General features: G+C 49.5%; 22 protein-coding genes. 17 read left to right on the top strand and 5 right to left on the bottom strand.

Going from position 1 to position 26,076, the window contains the following annotated elements; all coding sequences use genetic code 11:
• Position 1 precedes the first annotated feature (1 nt).
• From HMPREF9156_RS0103165 to HMPREF9156_RS0103135, 7 genes are all read left to right on the top strand, one after another.
• Positions 2–1,255: a DNA cytosine methyltransferase gene (locus tag HMPREF9156_RS0103165; protein WP_007147355.1), complete on the top strand. Its 1,254-nt coding sequence runs from the start codon at positions 2–4 to the stop codon at positions 1,253–1,255.
• Positions 1,255–3,462, top strand: a complete 2,208-nt coding sequence (locus tag HMPREF9156_RS0103160) for a sensor histidine kinase (RefSeq protein WP_007147354.1) — start codon at positions 1,255–1,257, stop codon at positions 3,460–3,462. Before HMPREF9156_RS0103165 ends, HMPREF9156_RS0103160 begins: the two co-directional genes overlap by 1 nt.
• Positions 3,455–4,546: a response regulator gene (locus HMPREF9156_RS0103155; RefSeq protein WP_007147353.1), complete on the top strand. Its 1,092-nt coding sequence runs from the start codon at positions 3,455–3,457 to the stop codon at positions 4,544–4,546. Before HMPREF9156_RS0103160 ends, HMPREF9156_RS0103155 begins: the two co-directional genes overlap by 8 nt.
• 315 nt (positions 4,547–4,861) lie before the next feature.
• Positions 4,862–5,380 carry a hypothetical protein gene (locus HMPREF9156_RS0103150; protein ID WP_231198059.1) on the top strand — a complete coding sequence of 173 codons (519 nt, stop codon included), beginning with the start codon at positions 4,862–4,864 and terminating at the stop codon, positions 5,378–5,380.
• An 18-nt stretch (positions 5,381–5,398) separates the two neighbouring features.
• Positions 5,399–6,526 (top strand): SPFH domain-containing protein, encoded by a 1,128-nt coding sequence (locus HMPREF9156_RS0103145; RefSeq protein ID WP_007147351.1) that lies wholly within the window; start codon positions 5,399–5,401, stop codon positions 6,524–6,526.
• A gap of 318 nt (positions 6,527–6,844) precedes the next feature.
• Positions 6,845–7,495: an SDR family oxidoreductase gene (locus tag HMPREF9156_RS0103140; protein ID WP_231198058.1), complete on the top strand. Its 651-nt coding sequence runs from the start codon at positions 6,845–6,847 to the stop codon at positions 7,493–7,495.
• 79 nt (positions 7,496–7,574) lie between these two features.
• Positions 7,575–8,342, top strand: coding sequence for a carboxymuconolactone decarboxylase family protein (locus tag HMPREF9156_RS0103135; RefSeq protein WP_007147349.1), 768 nt, complete (start codon positions 7,575–7,577; stop codon positions 8,340–8,342).
• Between the two features lie 165 nt (positions 8,343–8,507).
• Here HMPREF9156_RS0103135 and HMPREF9156_RS0103130 read toward each other — a convergent pair whose 3' ends face one another.
• The 3 genes from HMPREF9156_RS0103130 to HMPREF9156_RS0103115 form a co-directional block, all read right to left on the bottom strand.
• Positions 8,508–9,512, bottom strand: a complete 1,005-nt coding sequence (locus HMPREF9156_RS0103130) for an alpha/beta hydrolase (RefSeq protein ID WP_007147348.1) — start codon at positions 9,510–9,512, stop codon at positions 8,508–8,510.
• Positions 9,513–9,626: 114 nt separating this feature from the next.
• Positions 9,627–11,078, bottom strand: coding sequence for a uracil-xanthine permease family protein (locus HMPREF9156_RS0103120; protein WP_007147347.1), 1,452 nt, complete (start codon positions 11,076–11,078; stop codon positions 9,627–9,629).
• A gap of 135 nt (positions 11,079–11,213) precedes the next feature.
• On the bottom strand, positions 11,214–11,849 hold the full coding sequence (locus HMPREF9156_RS0103115; RefSeq protein WP_007147346.1) for a xanthine phosphoribosyltransferase: 636 nt from the start codon (positions 11,847–11,849) through the stop codon (positions 11,214–11,216).
• 262 nt (positions 11,850–12,111) lie between these two features.
• Between HMPREF9156_RS0103115 and HMPREF9156_RS0103110 the strand changes: the two genes are divergently transcribed.
• From HMPREF9156_RS0103110 to rpsD, 3 genes are all read left to right on the top strand, one after another.
• Entirely contained in the window at positions 12,112–14,838 is a 2,727-nt protein-coding gene (locus tag HMPREF9156_RS0103110) for a UvrD-helicase domain-containing protein (protein WP_007147345.1), read from the top strand.
• A gap of 19 nt (positions 14,839–14,857) precedes the next feature.
• Positions 14,858–16,330 (top strand): serine hydrolase, encoded by a 1,473-nt coding sequence (locus HMPREF9156_RS0103105; RefSeq protein WP_007147344.1) that lies wholly within the window; start codon positions 14,858–14,860, stop codon positions 16,328–16,330.
• A 316-nt stretch (positions 16,331–16,646) separates the two neighbouring features.
• Positions 16,647–17,273, top strand: coding sequence for a 30S ribosomal protein S4 (rpsD, locus tag HMPREF9156_RS0103100; RefSeq protein WP_007147343.1), 627 nt, complete (start codon positions 16,647–16,649; stop codon positions 17,271–17,273).
• Between the two features lie 164 nt (positions 17,274–17,437).
• Here the strand turns inward: rpsD and HMPREF9156_RS07340 are convergent, their stop codons facing one another.
• Both HMPREF9156_RS07340 and HMPREF9156_RS07335 read right to left on the bottom strand, forming a co-directional pair.
• Positions 17,438–17,842, bottom strand: coding sequence for a beta C-S lyase family protein (locus tag HMPREF9156_RS07340; protein WP_007147342.1), 405 nt, complete (start codon positions 17,840–17,842; stop codon positions 17,438–17,440).
• 12 nt (positions 17,843–17,854) lie between these two features.
• Positions 17,855–18,598: a MalY/PatB family protein gene (locus HMPREF9156_RS07335; RefSeq protein ID WP_007147341.1), complete on the bottom strand. Its 744-nt coding sequence runs from the start codon at positions 18,596–18,598 to the stop codon at positions 17,855–17,857.
• A 411-nt stretch (positions 18,599–19,009) separates the two neighbouring features.
• Between HMPREF9156_RS07335 and HMPREF9156_RS0103085 the strand changes: the two genes are divergently transcribed.
• From HMPREF9156_RS0103085 to mltG, 7 genes are all read left to right on the top strand, one after another.
• Entirely contained in the window at positions 19,010–19,621 is a 612-nt protein-coding gene (locus HMPREF9156_RS0103085) for a hypothetical protein (RefSeq protein WP_007147340.1), read from the top strand.
• Between the two features lie 74 nt (positions 19,622–19,695).
• Positions 19,696–20,385, top strand: a complete 690-nt coding sequence (locus HMPREF9156_RS0103080) for a histidine phosphatase family protein (protein ID WP_017147443.1) — start codon at positions 19,696–19,698, stop codon at positions 20,383–20,385.
• Positions 20,386–20,533: 148 nt separating this feature from the next.
• Positions 20,534–20,989, top strand: coding sequence for a DUF948 domain-containing protein (locus tag HMPREF9156_RS0103075; protein ID WP_007147338.1), 456 nt, complete (start codon positions 20,534–20,536; stop codon positions 20,987–20,989).
• An 18-nt stretch (positions 20,990–21,007) separates the two neighbouring features.
• A complete protein-coding gene (locus HMPREF9156_RS0103070; protein WP_029246336.1) occupies positions 21,008–21,271 on the top strand; it encodes a hypothetical protein in 264 nt (87 codons plus the stop codon).
• Positions 21,272–21,532: 261 nt separating this feature from the next.
• Positions 21,533–24,247, top strand: coding sequence for an alanine--tRNA ligase (gene alaS / locus HMPREF9156_RS0103065; protein WP_017147441.1), 2,715 nt, complete (start codon positions 21,533–21,535; stop codon positions 24,245–24,247).
• Between the two features lie 24 nt (positions 24,248–24,271).
• Entirely contained in the window at positions 24,272–24,715 is a 444-nt protein-coding gene (gene ruvX / locus HMPREF9156_RS0103060; protein ID WP_017147440.1) for a Holliday junction resolvase RuvX, read from the top strand.
• Positions 24,716–24,812: 97 nt separating this feature from the next.
• Positions 24,813–26,057, top strand: coding sequence for an endolytic transglycosylase MltG (gene mltG, locus HMPREF9156_RS0103055; RefSeq protein ID WP_007147334.1), 1,245 nt, complete (start codon positions 24,813–24,815; stop codon positions 26,055–26,057).
• Positions 26,058–26,076 lie beyond the last annotated feature (19 nt).

The raw sequence follows: 26,076 nt of genomic DNA, 5'->3' as shown, positions 1-26,076 counted from the left end.
GATGCTGAACTACTTGGATCTCTTTGCTGGAGCGGGAGGTTTGTCTGAAGGTTTTGCCAGAGTGGGGTATAGGCCTCTGGCGCATATCGAGATGGATGAAGCAGCATGCTTTACTTTGAAAACACGACTAGCTTTTAATTACTTAAAAAATAATCAGAAGGATAGCATATATAATTGCTATCTTAAAGGAGAAATTGATCGCCAGTTTTTATATAGTAAGGTTCCTGAACAATTACTGAATTCTGTTTTAAACTATGAAATTTCCGTGAGAAATCTGTCGAGGATATTTGGTGAAGTCGATAATCGATTAGAAGGACAACATCTTGACTTAATTATAGGCGGTCCACCATGCCAAGCGTATTCATTAGTCGGCAGGGCTCGTGATGAGAATAGCATGACAGGAGATAAACGAAATTATCTTTATGTTTTGTACGCTGAATTTCTGAAGAGATACAGACCGAAATATTTTGTATTTGAAAATGTGATTGGACTGCTTTCTGCAAAAGATATTGATGGAAAGCTGCATTTTATAAAAATGCAGGATTTATTTTCTTCAATAGGATATTCAATAGAATACGATGTATTAAATGCCAAGGATTACGGAGTTCTTCAAAATAGGAAGAGGATTATCCTGATAGGCAAGCTGGGAAACCATTCTAAGTTTTATCCTAATATTCCAAAAGGTCATTTTGATTGTTTAGTACGAGAAATATTCACAGACTTGCCAAAAGTTAAATCTGGAGAAGGAGAGTGGTTTGCTGTTAAAACTAGTCACTATTACGGAGAATATCTATATGCTGCGGGAATTAAATCTTACGATAGAGAGAGTGTAACGCAACAATGTTCTAGGCCTAATACCGAGCAGGATTTAGAAATATATAATAGAGTCGTAATGTCGTGGAATAAAGAGAGGAAAAGACTGCGCTATAATGATTTGCCTGACAGGCTGCGGTCGCAGAAAAATATAACGTCTTTCTGTGACAGATTCAAGGTGGTTGCGGATAATTTGCCATATTCACAGACCGTAGTAGCTCATATGTCTAAGGATGGACATTATTTTATTCATCCTGATATCAATCAGAATAGATCGTTGACTCCTCGAGAAGCTGCAAGATTACAAACGTTCCCAGATAATTATTATTTTGAGTCTGTTTCTGGCAAGCCTTCACGTACAGCAGCGTATCGTCAGATAGGCAATGCTGTTCCGGTACTGCTGGCAGAGAAAATAGCAAAAACATTATTAGAGGTATGGTAATGAAAGACGAAATAAACAGGAATAAAGAGCATATTTCGCAAGTCAATTCCTCAATTGAGAATAATGCTTCGTCACTTTATAAGATGAGACCTGCAGGGAGGCACATTCTTACGATTGGAGCTGAACTTATTCAGGACCCATATGCCGCGATTGTTGAATTAGTCAAAAATTGCTATGATGCAGATTCTCCTGATGCTATTATTGTTTTTAAACGTGTAGTTGAAGAAGATATTTTAGAGATTCAAGTTATTGATCATGGTCATGGAATGACAACGAAAGATGTTACAGAAAAGTGGCTCGTACCTTCAACAGATTATAAAGCGTCGAAACGTTTTAGTCCTAAAGGAAGGATTATGCAGGGGAGAAAAGGAATAGGAAGATATGCTGCAAGTATTCTGGGAAATAATCTAATAATGCAGACTGTTGATTCGCAGCATGTTCTTACTGAAGTTGCTATTGACTGGAGTCAGTTTAAAGAATATGAGTACTTGGATCAGGTCCAATTTCCGATAAGAACCTACCGGACTGAGAAAGGTCCAGGAACAAAATTGATAATGCGTTCCAAATTTACTGATAATAAATACTGGAATGAGAATACATTTAGTAAATTACGTTTTGAGCTCAAGAAGTTAATTCCTCCAACGGTTGGGAAGGAAGATAGCTCTTCTGTATTTGATATTAGTTTAAAATTTGATAATTATTTTGAGAATACGGAGGATAATACTGTGGAGCCAATCAAGCCATACCCTATTCTGGATTATTTTGATTATCGTATAAGCGGCAAAATCGAAGCATCCGGGGGAGGGGAACTCATTTATGAAAATCATAAGATTGAGCCAATTGAGACTGAAACTGTGCTTATAAATTATGGAGAAACTGGCTGCGGTTCATTAGATATCGATATTCGAGTTTATGATCGCGATAAAGAATCTATAGAGCAGTTAATTTCAAGGGGACTTAAGGATGAACGTGGCTCGTATGTTAAAAAAAACCAGGCTAGGGCGCTGCTGAATGACGTTAACGGTATTGGAGTGTATCGGAATGGATTTAGAATTAGACCTTTAGGAGATGCAGATTTTGATTGGCTGAAATTGAATGAGCAAAGGGTGCAGCGTCCTTCCATCAAAATTGGCAGTAACCAAGTTGTTGGTTATGTGCATATTCAATCAGAAGAGAGTTCCGGCTTGGAAGAGAAAAGTGCTCGCGATGGTCTTAAAGAGAATGATGCCTATAATGCCTTGAGGCGTGTTACGAAAGAGGTTATCAGCGAACTTGAAAAAAGGAGGTTTATTTTCAGAAGGAAATCTGCTCTGATTGATCCAACGAAAAAGGTTGCAGACAACATTGATATATTATTTGATTATTCTGAGCTAAGCCATTCAATTTCCAGAACTTTGAAAAAAGCTGAATTGTCTGAAACTGTAATTAACCAAGTTGATGATATTATTTCCAAAGAAGCGCAGAAAAAGAATAAAACAGCCGAAGAGATCAAAAAAGCTGTAGCAATTTATCAGGGACAGGCTACTTTAGGGAAAGTGATTAATGTTATTCTGCATGAAGGTAGAAGACCCTTAAATTATATAAAGAACCAGAGTAAAAACCTCTCTTATTATGGTGTTGAGTTTAAGAAGAGCCGGAATGATAACGCATATCAGAAAGTCATAGAATTGACTGCAGGCATAGCCCAAAATGCTGATAGTTTTGCTGATTTATTTGGCAGACTGGATACTCTTTCAGCCCGGACAAGGATTTCGAAAAGAAAAATTCTTGTTGCTGAAGCAATTAATGAAGCTGTAGCTATCTTCAATGCTGACTGCGAAAAAGACAAGATTAATGTTGTGATTAATTGTGATAAGGATTTATCAATTCAAGGATGGAAACAGGATTTTATTGCAATTTTTGTCAATCTATTGGATAACAGTATATTCTGGTTTAATGAGAAAGAATGCGTTTCGCGTGTTATTTCTTTTAATGCGCGAAGGATAGATGGTATATTCCAATTAGATTATACTGATTCTGGTCCAGGAATAAGCGATGAATTACTTGAAAATAGTGTTATCTTTGAACCTGAGTTTACGACGAAAGAGAATGGAACAGGATTAGGCCTTGCTATTGCAGGTGAAGCTGCTTCAAGAAATGATCTAGAATTGACTGCAGTTCATGATGATAATGGTGCACATTTTATATTGAGGAGTAACCGTGATTAAATATTTACTTATTGAAGATAATGATCAGGATATTCAATCGTTCAGGGATACTGTTGAACGAATGAATTATGAGATTAATAAAGAAGATGATAAACATGAGCTGGCTACTAAGAAAGAATTTAGTCGCGAAGATTTTGATAAAGAAATCAATGGCTATGAAGGTATTATTGTAGATATTAAGTTATCGAACGGGAATGATGGCAGCGATATAATTGGTTGGATAAAAAGTAATTATCGCGTACCTGTTGTTATCTTCACGGGTACTCCGGAAATAGAGGACCTGAAATCACTACAGGTTCCTATTTATATTAAAGGCAAGGCTGAGCAGGAAGATATTATTAAGTACTTGGATTCTATAATAGGAACCGGCATGTTTAAGGTTTTGGGTGGAAGGGGAGAAATTGAAAGAATTCTCAGGAAAATTTTCTGGGACAATATATACCAGCAACTTGATATTTGGATAGAAAAGAGTAATAACAATAAGGAAACTGAGAGAATTTTGCTGCGCTACGTTATATCACATATACAGGAAACTGTGAGCAATAGCGTACTGTATGAGACCGAGGAGATGTATATTAGTCCGCCTTTGACGGACAATTTAGAAACAGGAAGTTTGGTACAGCGAAAAGATGATGATATGTTCTGTATTGTTCTATCTCCCCCATGCGATCTTGCTGTTCGCGATAGTACGTTTAAGACTGATCGTATTTTAACCTGTGAAATCGAAAATCATGATGATATACTTTGCCAAGAGTTGCAAGATATAAAAGCAAAAAATAAAAAGGAGAACCGTATTAAAGAGATTATAAAGAATAACAGAAAAAACTATTATCATTGGCTGCCTTCAAATAAACTATTTGAGGGAGGTTTTATTAATTTTAGGAGAATTGAGACTTATTCTCAGGAAGAATTCTCAAAGCTGTTTTCGAAGCCTATAGTTAAAGTGCAGAATGATTTTGTGAAGAATATTCTTAACCGGTTTTCGGTATTTTATTCCCGCCAAGGACAGCCGGATTTTGATTTCGATGAACTATCTAGGATCCTACATGATGCTAGAAAGGAAGATACTGAAGAAAATAAATAGCTCTATCAACTAATAAACATCAGCGAGATATTCAGTCAAATATCTATACACTTGGGAGATAGACTCGGCATATTTTCTGCGAGAGTTGTGAGAGTGTGATATAGGTTCTCCCGACACGCCTCTGAAAAATGGTGAGGGAAGGGGGTATTTTAAGAGTTGTAAGTAAGCTGTAAACGGCTTATTGGATAGAAGTTCATAGGGTATAAAGCTTAAAGAGCGAAACAAAGGCATAACATTATGGAAAAAGTCTAGCTGGAGCCAAACGAATCGGTCATTATGCAGAGCACTGGCGTTCTGCATAAGACCGGCAGTTTTATGGAAAATTATTCTGATGAACTGCTGCTTACTAATCTGAATATCATCCTTATCAGCAAAAGTATGTTTGGGAAAACTAAGAGCATACAAAAATATTCTCTTAGTCATCTTAAAATCATAAATGGGGAGGTGCAGGCCCGCTTGGGAAAAAACTCAGGTGGATATTCCGAGCTTCAGCTTTACTTTATTGGAGGTCAGGAGTATTTCCAGTTTGGGAGCACGGGGAAAAAAGAGATCATAGAGTGGATAAACGAAATTAGTAAGGTTTTGACTGGTCATATTTCCTCGGTAAATACGGAAGAGGGACGGAAGCAGACTGCAATTCCGGGAACGGAGTATTTGGCGAGAACCATAAAGGATACAGTTGGCGTATTTAAAGATACTTTCGGTATCAAACCAAAGAATGGCAGTATATCGGGAACCGTCACGAAAAGGTGTATCGGGTGCATGGCACCTATCGTTGGTACAGCGGGGCAGCGTATCCGCTGCAGCTACTGTGACACCGAACAGACATTATAAAATAGGAGATATATCGATATGGGAATATTAAGAGCTTTTACAGATTCAGTCGGAGGGGTATTGGCAGATCAGTGGAAGGATCTGATTACAGCCGGGTACTTCGATGAGTATACAGCAGTATCACCGGGAATTTTGAAGAATTCGAACAACGGTCGAGGTGTTAACAGGAATGGCTCAACGGATGTAATATCTAATGGTTCAAAAATCTTCATTCCTGAAAATACGGCTGCATTTATTTTCAGTCAGGGCGGCATAGAAAATATCATCACAGTCCCGGGCGGCTACGAGTATCAGAATGGTGAGAATAGTGTCTTCAATGGCGATGGGATAAAGAAGTCTATTTTCGGTCAGGCTAAGAACAGATTTGGATATGGCGGTATATCAGATTCTGAAAAGAAAATAGCCTTTGTCAACCTGCGTGAAATACGCGGTATCAAGTTCGGGACCCGTGGTCCCCAAGTATACAACGATCTTTATTATAACTGTGATCTGGAAATATACGCTTATGGCAGTTTTTCAATCAGGATCGTTGATGCCAAAAAGTTTATACTGAATTTTGTGCCTGCTAATGTCAGCCACTATTCTTTTGCCGATCCAAAAGTCAGAGCGCAGATATTAGCAGAATTCACCCAATCATTCATTGCGGCGTTGAATTCGCTTTCTACTGCGTACAGGATATCGCAGCTTCCTTCCCAAGCTACCGAGATCGCCCGAAGGATCGGCGAAGATGCTTATAATGCGGGTTCATGGAAAGACCGTTTTGGTTTTGAAATCACAAGAGTTGCTGTTGAGAATATCGAGTTTTCTGAGGAATCAAGGGAACTGGTAAATCGCTTCTCATCCGATAGGATGGGCATGAAAGCTTACGAAGATGTTTCCCAGCAGGCATCTAACGTCGTAGCTCAGCAGAAGATCGCACAGGGTATCCAGGATAACGGTTTTGGCAATGCGGGAGGTATGCTGCTCGGGATGAATATGGCACAGGGGATAGGGCCTCAGGGCCAGCCCGCAGCCGGAAGCGGAGCTCCGCAGAAATCTTTGGACGACCAGATCGAGACTCTGAAAAAGCTGAAGGAACTGGTCGATATGGGTGTTCTGACACAGGACGAATTCGATGCGAAGAAAAAAGAGGTCATGGGATTCTGATTTTCAGATATGCCAAGCTATGGCACAAAAGTCCCCAGCCCCCGACCTCTTCGCTGGGATACTTCTCCGAATGTTATTGAGCAACTTTGCATATGCATATAATGCGCCCTATAGAAAACTAGAGTCAGCCATGCAGAGTTTCTCTCTTGGGTAATAGTGGTGCAGATAGCATGCCGGCTAGGGAGCCCTATAGAATCAGCTGCGAGCAGACACAGGCGAGTTGTTAGCGATGCAGGCTTAGAATTTAAGGTATTAGGTAGTATCCAGCAGTACTGAGTGTGAAAGCGATATACCTGGTTCAATGTAAAGTCACAGCCAATGAAAGGGGAAACAATGAAAGTATTCGTGGCAGGGGCCTCAGGGCGGGTCGGAAATGCAGTCGTATCGGATCTTGTAAAAGCAGGGTATGAGGTAGTCGCCGGTTCGCGGTACCCGGAAGGCATCACGGAGACAGACGGGAAGGTCCGTAAGGTGGTGCTTGATTTCCACAATCCGCTCGGGCAGATCAAACCGCTTCTTGAAGGCAGCGACGCCGTTATATTTACTGCAGGGTCGCGCGGGAAAGACCTCCTGCAGACTGACCTCAATGGTGCTGTCAAAATAATGGAAGCTGCGCGGCAGCTGGGCATAAAACGGTATATCCAGCTGAGTTCAGCATATGCAACAGACCAGGATATGTGGGTGAAAGTGCCGTCTCTCGCTTCTATAACGGACTATAATATTGCCAAGTATTTTTCTGATATGTGGCTGATCAATGATTCCGGGCTTGATTACACCATTGTGCAGCCCGGGCCGATAACGGATGACCCCGGCACAGGGAAAGTCACTATTGGCGAGACCGGCAGCAACACGTATGAGGATGTGGCGGCTGTACTGGTCAGCTCGCTCTGGCACGATAATACGGTCGGCAAAACCTTCCTCATGTCGAACGGGCAGACGCCGGTAGATGAGGCCGTGTCTGAAGCCTGACAGCAGTAATAGCGATAGTCCTATAAGGGTATATACTATCTGGGTCTGATTAGATCCAGCCGACAAGGAGGGCCTAATAATGGCAAAAATAGTACAGACAGCAGGGCGTGACAATTTGGGTGATTTCGCCCCGCAGTTCGCCCATTTCAACGATGATGTGCTTTTCGGCGAAGAATGGAACAATGAGGATATCACGGCAAAAACACGCAGTATCATTACGATCTCTGTGTTCATGGGCCGCGGGCTTGTTGATCCGTCTCTGAAAGCGCATCTGCAGATAGGCAAGAAGAACGGCATCACCAAAAAAGAGATCACGGCGCTTATTACCCACGCGGCATTTTATGCGGGCTGGCCTGTAGCGTGGGCGGTCTTTAATATGGCTAAGGATATTTGGGCTGATGACAGCGGTGATGCCGGCAACGGGAGCCCTGAATTAAACGAATATGCAAAAACTATTTTCTTCCCTGTCGGGGAGCCGAATGATGCATATGCCCAGTATTTCGACGGGCACAGCTACCTGGCTCCTGTAGAGGCTGAGGGGGTGGCTATCTCTAATGTCACTTTTGAACCGGGATGCCGCAACCACTGGCATATCCACCGCGCTTCCCAGGGCGGCGGACAGATGCTCATAGCTGTTGGCGGACGCGGATACTATCAGCTGGAGGGTCATGAGCCTGTAGAGATGCTTCCGGGAGATACAGTTTTCATCCCGCCGAATACCAGGCACTGGCACGGCGCTTCGCCGAACAGCTGGTTCTCGCATCTGGCATTCATGGTGCCGGGGCGGGATACTGGCAATGAATGGCTCGAACCGGTGGACGAGGAAGAATACAATTCCCTGGCCTGACGACATCGGCCAGCCGTCTGCCAAAAATAGGCCAGACCGGATTACGGTCCGGCACTAACTCAGTCTGACAGCAGAAAGATACCAAGATACGCAGATACACAGATATAACGGGTATTGTTACGATGGTACTGTTTGTTTACTTTTGAAAGCTGCTGAGCGCGGAGGCTACTGCCGGATATACCGCCGGAAGAAATCCAGCTCGTCACGGTTACATTTCTGGGCTTCCTTATTGCGGATATTGCATTCAAAAACGTGTTCCTGGGGATGTTTATCTGTCCCGTACGAGTGGAATTCGTGAAAGATACCTTTGCCTGTAAGGAACCCGTCAAGCCTGACGCTGCAGTCACGGATAAAATCATGGTTCGCCGTCTGTATAAACAGCGGAGGCAAGCCATCAGTCATATGGTCCTCAGTCCTGAGCATATCTGCTTTATCCCTGAAAACTTCTGGAGTGAAATAGCATTCGGCAGCCCCCGCTACCGCTTCAGGGGTATCAATAAAAGAGGCACCGCAGTTGATGGCCGCAGCCCTGATAGTCAGGCGCGGCACTTCATAGCCGAACTTGGCTCGGAATCCCGGATCGGCAAGGGCGGTCAGATACTGGCAGGCCATCTGGCCTCCTGCGCTGTCGCCGATCACAAAAATATTATCTGCATCAAGCCCATACTGTTCTGCATGGCCTGCTACCCAATGGAAAACGCTGTTTACATCGTCAAGCTCTTCAGGGAATACAGCTTCAGGGGCCAGACGGTAATTGAAATTGACGAATGCAAAACCCTGCCGGGCAAGGCTCAGGCCGTAAAACTGGTAAGTCTCCTTTGTGCCGTAGATCCATCCGCCTCCATGGATATTGATGATCGCAGGTACAGGCCGCCTGTGTGATGGTCCGGACGGAGAAGCAGCATTTGAGGCGCTATCCGCAGCAGAGGCAGTGGTGCCGTTGGAGCCATGAGCAGAGGCAGAGGGCAGGGGATACTTGTCATCCGATGAAGCAGCAGGCACATAAATATCAAGAAGGTTCCATTTCTCCGCAGGGCCGTAGCTGATATCATTGAATCGGGTAACGCCTTTGACCTCGGTGGGGAGGCCTTTATCCCGCCTGTCGTCATTTTTCCTGATGAGAAGGCGCATAGCCTTTGCCGATGCTATAGATTTGACTGATGCCGGCATGATCCTCCTTTAATGCTCTAATATTTTAGTACTTAAAATACCTGACGTTATCGCCAGTCAGGCTGCCTGCTTCCTGTGAGGCTGCCTGAATTTCTGTGCCGTTGCTGTTACGGCTCACGCCGATAGGCTATCCGTCGCTGTAGTTGCTGCCCTTACCGTCTCTGCCGCCTGCGCTGTCCCTGCCGTTTCTGTTTTCCGCGACGCCGCCGCGGCACCGGTTTTGTCAGCTTTGCTGTCCCCGGGAAGCACCCAGGCAAGGGCGAGGGCTACGATGAAGGCAATAGCAATCGCATTATTGGCGAAAATCTGCCGGACAAGCGCGGGCGCATATTTGAATATCTCAGGGACCTGGGTAAAGCCTATCCCCATCGTCAGCGACAGGGCAACAATGGTGATGTTGCGTTCAGTAAAGCCTGCTTTTGCTATCATCTGGAAGCCGGATACGGCAATGTTCCCAAACATGACTATCGTGCAGCCGCCCAGTACAGCTGGAGGCAGCGAATTGAAAACAGCAGCAACAGGCGGGAAGAAGCTCGCCAGGACGAGGATAAGGCCGCCGGACAGGATGACGCGGCGGTTGACGACTTTAGTCATGGCGACAAGGCCAATATTCTGGGCAAAAGAGGTCAGCGGCATAACACCGAAGAAGCCTGCGACAGAAGAGATAAATCCGTCGCCCGCAATGGCGCCGGCTGTTTCCCTTGCTGCCGGTTCACGGTCAAAACCCACGTCGGTCAGGGCTGCCGTGTCTCCAAGCACTTCTACTGCGGAGACCAGATACAGCAGCCCGAACGAAATGATCGCGCCCCAGTTGAATTCAGGCCTGAACGGCAGGAAATGGGGTACGGAAACAGGGGAGAGGCCCTGGAAAGATGAAGCACTGACTTTGCCCATGCACAGCGCAAGAAGGTATCCAATAACCAGCCCGAAAAGCACTGAAAGCTGTTTGGCTGTACCTTTGGCAAGGAACTGGAAAGCGAGGCAGCACAGGAGCGTGACCGTTGCAATGGTGATATTCTGCCAGCTCCCGAAATCCGCGGCCCCATCCCCGCCGCCGAAGGATTTTGCCCCCACTGCGAGCAGCGAGAAACCTATAGAAGTCACAACAACGGCAGACACTATAGGGGGTATTATCCGCCGCCACCATGTAGCGGTAAGGCCGAGGGCCACTTCAAACAGCCCGCCGATAATGATCGCGCCTATCACTGCGCCGTAGCCTTTGTCAGCGACTATCGCCGCTGCCGCTGCATAATACGTGAAGGAAATGCCGGTGACCATAGGCAGGCGGCTGCCGATGCGCCACAGAGGGAAAAGCTGGAGGATCGTGCCCAGGCCTGCAACCAGAAGGCCGCCCTGGATGAGCCATTCCTTGTGGGAAGTGTCCATTTTGGCCACGCCGGCTATAAGGATCAGCGGGGTCAGGTTCGCCACGAACATGGCCATAACATGCTGCAGCCCGAAAGGTATCCCTTTCCAGAACGGGATTTTCGCATCAAATCTTTTCAGATCATCAGATATGGTATGCGTACCGGCAGAATGCGTACTGCGCGTATCTTTATCTTTCATAGCCTTTGCCTCGGATATTGCAGCCGGGAGCAGCAGGGCAGCCGGCGCGGATTGGTGTATTCAGTTTTAGTGATATTCAGTTTTAAGCAGTGCAGATATGAAAACGGGACCTGGCATCAGATCCCGATGAACATATTACTGTGCTGCTGCAGTGTGGTCTTCGCGGCTGTCCGCTGCAGGGGGCAGCGCAGGAGCACCGAATTCTATATCGCCTGTCTGCGGATCCATAGAACGCACATTGGCGAGGGATTCTACCCGGTATCCGCGTTCCCGGAGGGCATCCCCTCCGCCCTGGAACCCTTTTTCGACGGCTATCCCGAAACCTTCAACGATTACACCCGCCTCTTCGCAGATGGACAGCAGGCCGTTGAGCGCGTTGCCGTTTGCAAGGAAATCATCAATAATGAGCACATGTTCCCCGGGGATGAGGAATTTTTTGGCGACGATAACGGGGAATTCCTTCTGTTTAGTAAAAGAGTATATGGAAGTGCAGTACTGGTCGCCGTCAAGGTTGATAGACTGGGCCTTCTTGGCGAACACAACCGGGACATTGTTGAAATGCCGCGCAGCGCAGCAGGCAATGCCAATCCCGGAAGCTTCAATAGTGAGGATCTTGTCAACCCTGATATCATGGAAAATTCGGGCCCATTCTTCGCCCATAGCATCGAACAGGGCTACATCACACTGATGGTTGAGGAAAGAATCAACTTTTAATACATTGCCTTCCTTAACATTGCCCTGCTCCCTGATGCGGTCTTCTAACAGTTTCATAGTGCCTCGGTAATAGTCAGATCACAATAATATGTTGATTCTACAAGAGGTAAATGACCAGGGGCAGAGGTATGCGGCAAAACGCCCACATTCTGGACAAACGCTGGGAAGCTGGCGGCTCGCGGGCTTAATGCCATATGCAGTGTATGTGGTAAAAAGGTATGTCGCGTTATGATAAATAGTTAGATATATAACCGGGTGATAAATGTAATGCGGTTTTAACGGAACTGCTGCACTGACATAATGTGTTGGATGGAGGAATATGCCTGTAAACGGACCTTTTGACGGTTTCCCTGCGCAGACAGCGGGGGCGGCTGTGCCGGATACTTCGGATTATGAGGTGGTCCGGCGCGAAGCGGCATATCTCCTTAACGGGCTTAATGAGCAGCAGTCGCAGGCGGTGCAGTATGAGGGGCCGGCGCTCCTCATTGCGGCGGGTGCAGGATCCGGCAAAACACGTGTCCTTACAAGGCGTATTGCATGGGCTCTGAGCCAGTGGGAGGCATATCCCAGCCAGATTCTGGCCATCACGTTCACCAATAAGGCTGCCAGGGAGATGAAAGAGCGGCTTGCCGCCTTAATCGGTCCGGCTGCTGAACGCATGTGGGTCTTGACATTCCATTCAGCGTGCGTCCGCATCCTGCGCCGGCATGGCAGCGAGATTGGCCTTAAAAGCGGGTTTTCGATTTACGATACAGCTGACAGCCAGCGGCTTATCAAGATCATCTGTAAGGATTTCAATATCGATTCCAAACGGTACACGCCCAGGGTGATTCTCAGCGCTATCTCCGATTGGAAAAATTCCCTGGCAGGCTGGCGGGAAAAGCTTGATGAACACGCACCGGATTTCCACCCCGGCCTGCCTGTCCGTTCCATAGGCGACCTGGGCAATGCGGACCGCGTTTTTGCTGCCGTATATGCGGAATACCAGTATCGGATGGCCGCTGCTAATGCCGTTGACTTCGATGACCTTATTATGCGTACTGTTGAGCTGTTTGCCGCAAGCCCTGAAGCGCTGGCCTTTTACAGGCGCCGGTTCGCATATATCTTTGTAGATGAATACCAGGATACTAACCATGCGCAGTACCAGTTCATCCGCGCATTATCAGGCATAGATGAGGCGGGCCGTAAACCGGCAGCATCCCGGATGGGGGCAGCTGCCGTACAGGGGCAGCAGGCGGAACATCAGCAGGGCGGCAGGCTTGCCTGGGTAACCGTTGTGGGCGATTCGGACCAGTCGATCTATGCGTTCCGCGGTGCTGATATTTCTAATATCCTTGATTTCGAAAAAGACTTCCCACAGGCGAAAACTATCCTCCTTGAGCAGAACTACCGGTCAACACAGAATATCCTTGACGCCGCCAATGCTGTTATCTCACAGAATGAAGGCCGTAAACCTAAAAAGCTGTGGACTGCATCGGGACGGGGAGCTGCGATCGTCGGTTTTGCTGCTGATAATGCCCAGCAGGAAGGGCAGTGGATAGCCCAGGAGATCGCGCGGCTTGTCAGTGAGGAAGGCTGCAGGTATTCAGATATCGCTGTGATGTACCGGGCGAATGCCCAGTCACGTGCGCTTGAAGAGGCTTTTATCAATTCAGGCATACCATACCAGCTTGTCGGCGGTACAAAATTCTACGAACGGCGAGAGATCAAAGATGCTATAGCGTATCTGCAGTGTATCGCCAATCCTGCTGACGACGTCAATACCAGGCGGATCATAAATGTGCCCAAGCGCGGGATAGGTGAACGGGCACAATCGCTCCTCAGCGGGTATGCTGCCAGGAATGAAAAGGTGGAAACATTCTGGCAGGCTGTGGAACAGGCGGAAAAGATACCGGGCATGGCACCGAGGACCCTTAATCCAATCAAGGGGTTCAGAGACCTTATGGAGGGGCTGAGGTCTTTCGCGCAGGAGAATGACGGGCACCCGTCCATGATCATTGAACAGGTCCTGGAACAGTCCCGGATGCTGGATGAGCTGCGTACATCGCTTGACCCGCAGGATATGTCGCGTGTGGATAACCTGTCCCAGCTGCAGTCTGTTGCGGCAGAATACGAGCAGACTACGGCCGATGCCACGCTGGCAGGGTTTCTTGAGACGACATCCCTGGTAGCGGACGCTGACCAGCTGCCGGATGAAGGAGAAGACCGCGGTACGGTCACACTGATGACGCTGCATACAGCTAAAGGGCTTGAATACCCTGTTGTCTTCCTGACCGGGATGGAAGAGGGGACTTTTCCCCATTCCCGCAGCCTTGAAGATGTTTCTGAGCTGTCCGAAGAAAGGCGCCTGGCCTATGTGGGCATTACCCGTGCCCGCCGCAGGCTTTATGTAACGCGGGCAGCGGTCCGCGCGCAGTGGGGCGAAGCCCAGGACCTGCTCCCAAGCCAGTTCCTGGACGAGATACCTTCGCAGCTTATTGAATGGGAACGCAAGGAGGCTACATCCGAGCGGATACGGAACCGCTGGGATACTGACGGCCGGGATGCTGCTTATGACGGGGATTATGACGGTTTCGGCGATTTCTCTGATCCCGAATTTTTCAGCGGCCCAAGTTTCGGCGGCGGCGCGCGGCATTCCAGCTCTCAGCCTTACAGATCCCATAAATCTTATGGATCGCAGAAAACCTATGGATACGGGAGCACATCAGGATCGGGCAGAAGCTATGGGACGCAGGGCTACGGGACAAAAAAGAAAGGCCTGGGCGGCAAAGTTACCGTAAAGCATACTTCTGTCAGGCCGTTAGGGGTTTCTGCATCGCGGTCCGGGAACACGGCATCCGGCGCGCATGCAGGGAATCCGCCCAAGGGTCATACCCTCAGTATAGAAGAGCTGCAGATCGGCGACAGGGTAGTCCATGACCAGCATGGGATGGGCACTGTGACAGAGCTCCAGGATAAGGGGAATAATTCTGTAGCAACAGTTGATTTCGGATCTAACGGCGTAAAAAGGCTCCTTCTCCGCCTGGCTCCCCTGGAAAAGCTCTGAAAAGGCAGGATCATCCCCGATGGCTAACAATAATCCGGCTGGCATTCCCATAATCGGCGTCACTACCATCATGAAAAGGTTTGCAGCGGTCATACTCAGCGTGGCTGCTGTCCTTTTTGCCGTCTGTTTTGTGGATAATGCCCAGGCTGCTTACGCTGATAATACAGGGGCAGGGCAGGAGGCTGTGCAGGGCACGGCTGTCCGGAAACCTGTACGGATAGGTGCCAGCCATGCATATGCGGTCGAATACAGCACAGGCCGGATACTGTATGATCAGGATGGGACGAAACCGGCCGGCATTGCAAGCATGACGAAAATCATCACCCTTTACCTGGTATACAAAGCTATTGCGCAGGGCGGCCTGACGTGGGATACCCGGATCCATATCTCCGACTATTCCTATCGGCTTTCCAGGAACTGGGAAACGACTACGGTACCTATGGATAAAAGGGATTACACTGTAAAGCAGCTTGTGACGGCAGCATTCACGAGGTCTGCAAACAGTGCTGCGGTCTCACTGGCGGAAAAGATAGCGGGAAGCGAACCCAAATTTGTTGATCAGATGAAAACCCTGCTGAAAGGGTGGGGTATCACAGATGCCAGGCTGTATAACTCCTCCGGCCTGAACAACAGCTATCTGGGAGATAATATATATCCAGGGTCGTCACATGATGCTGAAAATATGATGAGCGCCAGAAGCATCGCCATAGCTACGTGGCATTTTATGCATGATTACCCTGATGTACTTGAAATGACGAAAAACGGGACAGCAGAGTTTGACGGGATGTCTTTGAAATCCACCAACCACATGCTTCCCGGGCAGGAAGATGAATACAGCGGCGTAGACGGATTCAAAACGGGGACCACCCAGATAGCCGGTGAGTGCTTTACGGCAACTGCAGTGCGCAACGGGATGCGTGTCATAGCAGTCGTACAGCATGCTGATCAGCCGCAGCAGACAGCCAGTGAAGGGCGTTTTGCTGCTATGAAAGACCTGCTTGATTACTGTTTTGCTGATTTTTCCCTGATTGTGGCAGTTAAAAAAGACGAATCCTATAACGGCAGTTATGTTGCGGTAGATGGCGGCATGGAACATCGGGCAAAGGCCGTTGCTGTGCGTGACTTTACCGTATGCCTTTCAGCACAGGAACGGAAGCTGCTTTCGTCAGCGGGAAAGGCTTCTTCCGCGCAGCAGACGGGGAAGAAAGCGGGGATCCTGCTGTTTGAACCTCTTAAGGGTACTGTGGCTGCCCCTGTCGCTAAAGGTATGAAACTGGGGACAGTAAGCGCTTCTAACGCACAGGGGTATCTGGGCACTGCCGGTATCCCGTCAGTGGATATGGTGGCTGAAAAGGGGATATCCCAGCAGCAGCACGACTGGTGGGGCACGGCGACCCGGGCTGTGAGCAGATGGTGGGGCAGCGTGGTCCAGACTGTCAGCGGCTGGTGGGATTCTTTTACGCGATGGGTGTCTTCCGTCTGGCGGCGGTAGTTTTTCGGTGTAAATGAGCGGTGTGGGGGGCTTGGCGGGATTGCAGTATTACTGTGCCGCCCGCCAGCCCTGTTTATTTATCTCTGCTACTCTCTCGCATTTTTGCTTATTCTGCTGTGTAGTGTATAGTAGTTCCCGGTGTCCCGGCAGCAGGCCGGTACATGTTCTGAAGCCATAGCCCGTCAGCGGGACCGGTACATTGGGGAAAACTTCCCGTGCACTGCACATGTGTAATGTTCGTAAGCGCTGGAGAGGCCCGGCTTAGGCAGGGCACAGTGCTTTGCCTGCGTACAGACAACGACAGATAGGAAATGAAATGACTAAAGTTCAGCGTGCGCGCCGTCAGGTACGTTTATCACGTGCCCTCGGCATTGCATTGACCCCTAAAGCCCAGCGCCTTTTTGAAAAACGCCCGTACGGCCCGGGCGAGCACGGGCGTGACCGCCGCCGTGCAGAATCTGATTATGCAGTACGTCTGCGCGAAAAGCAGCGCTTGCGCGCACAGTATGGTGTATCAGAAAAGCAGCTCCGTGCAGTTTATGAGCGTGCTACACGTGCATCCGGCCAGACCGGCAGCTCTATGCAGCTGCAGCTGGAAACACGCCTCGACGCCCTTGTCCTGCGTGCAGGTTTTGCCCGCACTACAGCCCAGGCGCGCCAGTTCGTAGTCCACCGCCACATCCTTGTTGACGGGAATGTTGTGGACCGTCCAAGCTATCGCGTAAAACCGGGCCAGACTATCCAGGTCAAGCCAAAGAGCCAGACGATGGAGCCGTTCCAGGCTGCTGCCGAAGGCGTCCACCGTGATGTCCTTCCTGCAGTACCGGGGTATCTGGATGTGAATCTCGCTTCTTTGAAGGCAACACTTACCCGTATGCCTGAAGTTGAGGAGATCCCGGTCCAGATCAATATCCAGTACGTGGTTGAATACTACGCACGTTAACCCTTTTAACAGTAAGCGTTGAAAATTGGCCGGCAGGGTGCTGCCGGCCTTTTGCGTATCTCCGTTAGGATTTATTGGAGACAAACTAATTTCGTATTTTAATATCTGCGCATTCTACCGCCGGCCAGAGCATACTGTCAGGCTACTCTGTGATCCCAGCTTTATCAGAGGCTCCGCAAGGCTGCAATTAGGCGCTGTACGCCGTCTTCGACCAGGCTGCGTGACGTCCCCAGGTTCATGCGCAGGAAAGTGCGCCCTGCCTCACCATAAACATGCCCCGAAGATACATAAAGGCCGGTTTCCTGGCGTACGTATCCCTGCAATTTTTCGGCATCGTCGGTATAGGCGCTGCAATCGATCCACATAAGGTATGTGGCCTCGGATCGGGGGATGTGCAGGCCCGGCAGTGCATCGGACAGCGCTGCAGCTGCATGATCTTTATTCCCCTGTATATATCCGTTGAGCGCATCCAGCCATTGTGCACCGTCCTGCGAATATGCGGCAATCGTTGACTGGCAGGCTACAGCGTTAGGCTCGGCAACCTCATCAGTATTGAGCCCCCGTTCCACACGATGCCGTATCTACGGTTCATCAATCATAACGTAAGCACTATGGAGCCCCGCGAGGTTGAATGCTTTTGAAGGGGAACAGCAGGTCACGGCTACACGGCGGCATGCAGGGTCTGCTGAAGCAAAAGGGATATGGGTCACAGCCGGATCCATGATATCACAATGGATCTCATCGGAAACGACTGTGATGTGATACTTATCTGCAAGTTCTCCAACCCGGGCGAGGTCATTCCTGCTCCATGCCTTCCCAACCGGATTGTGAGGGTTGCAGAGGATCATCATAGTAGCCAGGGGGTCGCTGAAAGCTCTTTCAAGTGCTTCAAAATCCATTGAATACTCGCCACTGGTGTATGCGAGCGGGGCATCTATGACCCGCCGTCCATTATTAATAATCGAATTATAAAAAATGTTATATACAGGCGACTGGATCACGATTTTTTCCGCAGGGTTGGTCAGGTATCTCACTGCCGAAGAAATGGCGGGAATAACACCTGTAGCAAAAATAATATTGTGAGGGTCAATATCATGATCATGGCGCCTTTTCCACCATGATGAAACAGCCTGATTATACTCTTCCGGGATAAAGGAGTATCCGTACGTGGGATTTGCCATACGCTGTTTAACAGCGTCAATAACGGTGGGGGCAGTCGCAAAATCCATATCGGCGACCCACATAGGCAGTTCCCCCGGTGCGACATCCCATTTCACAGAATTGATATGTGTGCGGTCCACCGCGTCAAAATCAAAATCAGGCATATTTTCCGTCCTGCACTGTGTGTGATGGATATTTACTTTTATTTACAGTTCATACCCGTAAACGTTCAACTGTATAGTGTAGTAGCTGCTATGCCATTGTAGGTAATATTGATCAAGCCGGTCTTTATAGCCATAACTATGGCTATAAAAAAAGACAGGTATGTATGTTTATGTTCACGTCTTTTGGGGTTATTAGTATAAATGACTAGGGAACATACAAAACTGTATACAATAAATAACAACAATATGAAGGGTGGTTATTGTGAGGATTCGAGTTGGGGTGTTGAAATCTTCGTTGTCTGAAGAGATCAGTGCCTTGGAGGTGAAGGCTTCTGATTGCCGGGTGTGGTTGGAGAAGATGGGTTCGTTTGATTTGAGTGTGTTTGCTTGGGATGTTCGGTAGGTGGGGGTGTGACAGTGTGGTTGAGGGCGTGTGGGCATCGTGTTGTTGGTGTGCTGGTGTGTGTGCTTGTTGTTGGTGGTGTGGTGGCTGGTGGTGTGTGGTCCTGGTGTGCGGCTGAGAGGCGTCGTGTTGCCAGGGAGAATGCGTATGTGGCGTCGGAGATGATCCGTGAGTTTGTGGGTAGGGGTGTTCCGTTTCGTGATGCTCCGAAGGGGTTTTCGTTTGAGTCGGATCCTTCCCGGTGGCCTGGGGATCCTATTCCTGCTGATCAGGTGGAGGAAGTGGAGGCTGCTGTGTCTTATTATGATTCCCGGTATCCGCAGAGGGCTGTGACGGTGGATAGTTTGCGTAGGGCGTATGGTAGGGATTTTGCTCGTAATATCCGTACCCGCCGTCGTGGTATGTGGGTGTATGACGTGAAGGAGTATGAGTTCATCACATGGTGCAGAAAGCCTGCTGATTTGGTGTATAAACGGGATGTTACTGATGATGATGGGGTTGTCCATCACAAAGGGGAAAAAGTGGATTTGGGGGCTGGTTCTAATCCTAGTAATTATACTTATATTAGGAATGTGGATAAAGCTTATAAAGATTATGTGTTTGCTTCGGCGGTGAAGTAGGTGAGTAACGTCCTATTGAGACATCCCTTTTGATCAGCTCCGGAAAAGTTGCGGTGCGGTGAAATAATGGAAGTATGCTTTTACATATGTACATCGTCCGCCATGGACAGACCTATTTCAACAGGTATAACAGGCTTCAGGGATGGTCCAATTCGCCTTTGACTGAGGCAGGGGTCGAGGATGCCCTGAAGGCGGGGGACAGGCTCAAAAATATTGGTTTCAGTGCTGCTTTCTGTTCGGATACCACGCGCGCGCAGCAGACAGCGCAGGCCATATTGGATGCTAATACCTGCTGGGCCAGCAGTACGGGTCCGCGTCCGTTCATCTCTGATGCTGCTTTCCGTGAGCAGTTCTACGGGTATTTTGAAGGGCACGATATGGGTGAAGCATGGTGGGCTGCAGGTGCCCCGCACGGCGCGCCGGGCTATGCATCGATCGTTGAAAAATACGGGCTTGCAGCTACCCGGGATTTCCTTAAAGAGGCCGATCCTTTCCACGATGCTGAATCTGATGCTGAATATTGGGCGCGTATTGATTCCGGGTTTGCACTCATCGCCCGGACGGCTGAGGAATGGGGGCTTCCGGACGGCAGCCCTGTCCTCCAGATATCGCATGGCAACACTTTGCTGAGCATGATGTCGCGCTTTGCGCCGGAGGGGTACGACCTTACCCGGCGCCCCGCCAACGGCAGCATCACGCGTTTTGATTTCGACACCGGTAAAACGCTGGACAGTGCAATCTCCGTTGCGGGATATAACGAGTAGCCGGGTGCCGCCGCTGCCGGCTGCAGATCACAGTACGACCGTATATCATGGTACCCTAGAGAGGAATACATAATAGTATCTGTTAGAAGACTGGGAACGCATCAGCAGCTGATGCAGGTTCCGGTCTTCCTTATGGAAAGAGGTCAGGATGGATGCTGGACAAATTGCTGGTCTTATCGCAGCAATTGCATTCGCAATACTCGCTGGATTCATGATTTATCCCCTTATCAGGCTGGGCAGGCTTTTTGATCAGATCGCAACAACGGTCAAAGATGCCGGCGACCATACTATCCCGGCGCTCGATGAAAGCGTTGATACGGTCAGGAAAGTCAACCAGAGCCTTGATGATGCCAATAAGATGACCGGGGCTGTGAGCACAACGACCAATAATATTACTGCCCTGACTGATCTGTATGGCTCGATACTGGGCAAGCCGATCATCAAAATTGCTTCAGCTTTCTATGCTGTTAAGCAGACAGCGCTTGATTTTATCAGCAGCAGGCGTCATAAAAAAGATGACGATGCCGGATCGGACCAAGCTGTTACAGGTGCGCATGTAGCATCGGATGATGCGGCCGCCGGTCCGTCGTCTGCCAACGATTAAGCAGAAAAGGTGTATATCGTGTTTAAAAGGATTTTTTGGTTCAGCATGGGATTCGTTGCCGGTGTTATGACCGTTGCTAAGGCTAATGCGTATGTAAAAGACCATACTCCCAAACATGCCCGTGAATTTGTCCTGGGGCCTGACCAGGAGAACGTTGCTATGCGGACGCTGCGCGGCCTGTTTGAAGATTTCAACAGCTACAGGAAAGACCGCGAGAGCCAGCTGAATGCCGATTATGTAGAAAAATATGTGTCCCGGTCTGGATCTGACAGGAAGCAGTAAAATTAAAATACTGCAGATACACAGTGACGGGCAGTTCAGGCGGGTGGTGCAGGCCACCCGCTTTTGTATATGTCCGGCTGATGCGTGCAAATGGGGCCGCATACCCCGTTAGAGGGCCAGAAATCCTTGTAACGCAGCCAATCGGCTGGCTGTGCTTCTGCTGACAGCGTCCTGCGGCATTTCATCATTGGCATGGGTTACAATTTGAATCTGTAAAAGTGCGACCAGGACCGGAGTATAGGAAAACTAAAGGAGATTCGTATGCGTACATCAGAAATTGCGAAGCGGTTTTTGGCTTATTTTGAGAAACACGGCCATCTGGTGACGCCTTCCGCTTCTCTGATCTCCCCTAATCCGACTACGCTTTTTACGATCGCCGGCATGGTCCCTTTTATCCCTTATCTTCTCGGGGAGCAGACGCCTCCGTCGCGCCGCATGGCAAGCAATCAGAAATGTGTGCGTACGCTTGATATTGATGAGGTAGGGAAGACTACACGGCACGGTACCTTCTTCCAGATGCTGGGCAATTTCTCTTTCGGCGACTATTTCAAAGAGGAGGCGATCCACTATGCATGGGATCTGCTGACCTCGCCGCAGGATCAGGGCGGGTACGGTTTCGATAAAGATACATTATGGGTCACCACCTATACCGATGATGATGAGGCGCGTGCATTGTGGCGTAACGAGGGAATGGACCCCGAACATATGCAGGTGCTCGGTATGGAAGATAACTTCTGGACTACAGGAGGTCCGGGGCCCGGCGGGCCGTGCACGGAGATCTATGTGGACAGAGGGCCGGAGTATGGTCCGGACGGCGGCCCCATCGCTTCCGAAACACGTTATATTGAGATATGGGACCTTGTCTTTGAGAATTTTGAAGTCGATAATGTGAAGTCAAAAACTGACCTCCATATTGTTGGCGAGCTTGACAGCAAGAACATTGATACGGGTATGGGCCTTGAACGTGTGGCATACCTTCTCCAGGGCAAGCAGAATATTTATGAGACCGATGAGATATTCCCTGTGATCGCTGAAGCAGAACGCCTGTCCGGCCTGTCCTACGGGGATGATGCCGGCCATGATATCCGTTTCCGCGTTGTTGCAGACCATATACGGTCAGCACTGATGATTATGGGCGACGGTGTGCGGCCAAGCAATGAAGGGCGCGGATATGTCCTGCGGCGCCTTCTCAGGCGCAGTATCCGTGCAATGAAAATGCTCGGCGTAGAGCAGGAAGTCCTGCCGCATCTCCTTCCCGTATCCCAGGAACAGATGAGGCTGAGCTATCCCGAGCTGGATACCAATTTCGATTCTGTCTGTGAAACTGCGTACGGCGAGGAAGCTGCCTTCAGGCGTACCCTGGACCAGGGGTCGGTTATCCTTGATACCGCCATCCGCAAGGCGAAGCAGGATACGCAGCAGGAAATCGATGGGAGGCCGGTCGTTTCCGGCAGCGATGCGTTTGCCCTGCATGATACGTATGGTTTCCCCATTGAGCTGACAACTGAGATCGCCGCAGAGCAGGGGATCGCTGTGGATACCCATAAGTTCAGGGAGCTTATGGCGGAGCAGAAATCCCGTGCACGGGCCGATGCGCTGAAAAAACGCCATAACGTTGATTTAAGTGTGTACGACGATATAAAGAAGGCGCTTGAAGCCCCCATCGAATTTACAGGATATAAAGAGTATTCGAGCCGCGGGCGGGTGCTTGCCATTATCGATGATGAGCGGGGGGCAGTGCAGGAAGCAGCCGGCCCTGCAACGGTAGAGATCATCCTTGACCGCACTCCATTTTATGCCGAACAGGGCGGACAGATGGCTGATTATGGTGAGATATCCAGCGATAACGGCGCTACGGCTGAAGTCGATGATGTCCAGAAGCCTGTTAAGGATCTGTACGTGCACCATTGCCGGCTGGCTGAAGGGACACTGCATGTTGGGGATGAAGTATCATCTTCTGTTGATATCCCGCGGCGTATTGGCATGACCCATTCGCACACTGCAACGCATATACTGCATAAAGTGGTGCGTGAAGTGCTTGGCGATAAAGCGACCCAGAGCGGTTCCGTTGTTGATCCCGACCGTCTGCGTTTTGATTTCCATTGGTCAAAGGCCCTGACGCGCCCGCAGCTCGATGAGATCGAAGCCCGTGTTAATGCGCGCATCCGTGATGACCTTGAAGTGACATGGAAGAACATGCCGATCAATGACGCCATGGAGCTTGGGGCTATGCATCTTTTTGGCGATAAATACGGTGACATCGTGCGCGTCGTGACTATTGGCTCAGACGGCTGGAGCAGGGAACTGTGCGGCGGGACCCATGCCCGGCGTACGGGGACGATCGGGTCGTTCACGCTGGTGTCCGAGTCCTCGGTAGGCACAGGCCTGCGCAGGATAGAAGCACTTGTGGGGGAAAAATCTTACGAGTTCACCCACAGCCAGCATATGATGGTCAGCCGCCTTGCAGATGGGCTCAATGCGCGTCCGGATGAAATAGAAGGGCGTGTTTCCCAGCTTGAGGCGAAACTCAGGGAATCGGACAGCAAGCTTGCACTGATCTATGAGCAGCAGATAGAAAGCATGGTCCCGCAGCTTGTTAAAAAGGGTGCGCAGGATGACGGCCCTGTGGTTGCTGTGACCCAGGATGTGGGCACTTTCGGTTCCGCCGATGCCCTGCGCAAGGCTGTAACTGATATCCGTGCGCAGCTGGGCAGCGGCAGGCCGGCAGCCGTGGCGCTTGCCGGGATAAGCAGTGATACAGGCAAGCCGGTCATTTTCGTTGCTGTCAACGGGCCTGCCCAGGATTCCGGTATAAAAGCCGGAGACCTTGTACGCAGCGCTTCTGTGATACTTGGCGGCGGCGGCGGCGGGAAGCCTGATTTTGCCCAGGGCGGGGGGCAGGACGCCCGGGAGATCGGCGAGGCACTGCAGGCGGTTGAGCAGCAGGTCCGCAGCCAGCAGGTCAGCGAGGCCTAGGGTTTGTCTGCCGGCGGAATATGGATGGGACTGGATCCGGGCAATTCCCGTATAGGCGTTGCCCTGTCCGACCCTGAACTTTCTTTTGCGCATCCTGACAGGAATATAGCCGTTTCTGGCGATTACTTCTATGCTCTGGATGATGTTATTGCGCTGATCGAAGATAACAATGTGCAGCACGTAGTGGTCGGGTACCCCTTGCAGCTTGACGGCAATGAAGGCCGGTCAGCAAAGAAAGCACGCCGGTTCAGCGAAGCGGTCTCCAGAAGGCTGGCTGCGGACGGGTACGATGCCAGTGTTGAGCTTAAAGACGAACGGATGACTACGGTAAGTGCCCATGCCCAGCTGCACGAAGCAGGGATGGGCATGCGCCGCCATCGGCAGGCTGTAGACCAGCAGGCTGCCGTTATTATCCTGCAGAGCGCGCTGGATTCATACAGGTCCTCAGTATCGCCGCAGGGGAGCTGAGCGGCTGAAAGCTTATGCCTAATATGATATGGTATTATGCAAAGGTCGTGCTCAGGATATTTTAAAAGAAACACGTGCAGTGATGATTGGAGGCTTCATGTCAGATAACGAAAGGGATCATGACGATTTCATGGATTTCTTCGAGAACCGTCTGAATGAAGGCAATACGCATGCCGCGCATACCGGCGGCAGGCATTCTGCACCATCTTCGCCTCCAGCCGGGCGTAAAGCGTTAAGGCATGCCCGGGAACGGGACAGACGGAATAAGGGGAGGCGCAGGGCTTCCCATGCAATACTGGCTGTACTGCTTGCGGCCGTCCTTCTTGCGGCGGTTTTTTATACTGTCAGAGGGATATCTGCAGCAAAGCGAAACACTGAATCAGCGCAAAAAATGGCAGACTGTTCAGATTATCCCGGGCCGGGCACTGGAAGCGTAAACTTTACCATCGCCAAGGGCGAAAGTGCAAGCTCCATATCGCAGCGGCTGGAGCAGGCAGGGATAGTCAGGACCTCCTGCGCTTTCAGCAATGCCGCATCAGGAGCAGGTGCGGCCCAGTCCCTGCAGCCGGGGACTTTTGAGCTTAAGAAAGGGATGAAGGCGTCGGATGTTGTTACTGTCCTGAGCAATCCCAATAATGCAAAAAGTATCCTTAACATCGTTGCAGGGGATACGGTAAAGAAAGTAATCAGGAATGCTGCCGCAGCAGCAGATAACCTCACGGAGGCAGATTTCCGGAAAATTATTGATAATAAAGGTGCGGGAATACTTCCCGCAGAGGCGAAAGGCAGTTTTGAAGGCTGGCTGCAGCCGGGGACGTATGATATCAAAGATGCGGCCAGTGCCGGCGATGTCCTGAAACAGATAGTGCAGGCGCGTATCAGACATCTTGATGATCTTAAAGTCCCTTCCGGAAAAGACCGGGAAACGATACTTACCAAGGCGTCGATCATTGGTGCGGAGGTCAACAGGTCAGAATATTACGGCAAAGTTGCCCGGGTGATCGAAAACAGGCTTGCCAAAGATATGCCTTTAGGCATGGATGCTATCAATGTATACGGGCTGGGGCTTGATGATGCCAGCCAGCTGACAAGCGCCCAGCTGGCAGATCCCAATGACCCTTATAATTCGCGTATACAGAAGGGGCTTCCCCCCACGCCGATCGGCAGTGCCAACGATGCTTCCATTGCAGCAGCGATCAATCCGGTCCAGGGAAACTGGCTGTATTTTGTGACTGTCAATACTGATACAGGCGAAACTAAATTCACTGATAACAGTGAGACGTTCAACCAGTATTCGCGGGAATACCACGAGTGGCTGAAAAATAAAGGCAGCAGCAAGTAGTTTCTTTCTTTTATGCCCT

The sequence above is a fragment of the Scardovia wiggsiae F0424 genome (assembly GCF_000269605.1).
GTDB classification, from domain to species: Bacteria; Actinomycetota; Actinomycetes; order Actinomycetales; family Bifidobacteriaceae; genus Scardovia; species Scardovia wiggsiae.
This window is presented reverse-complemented; position numbering and strand designations above follow the sequence as displayed.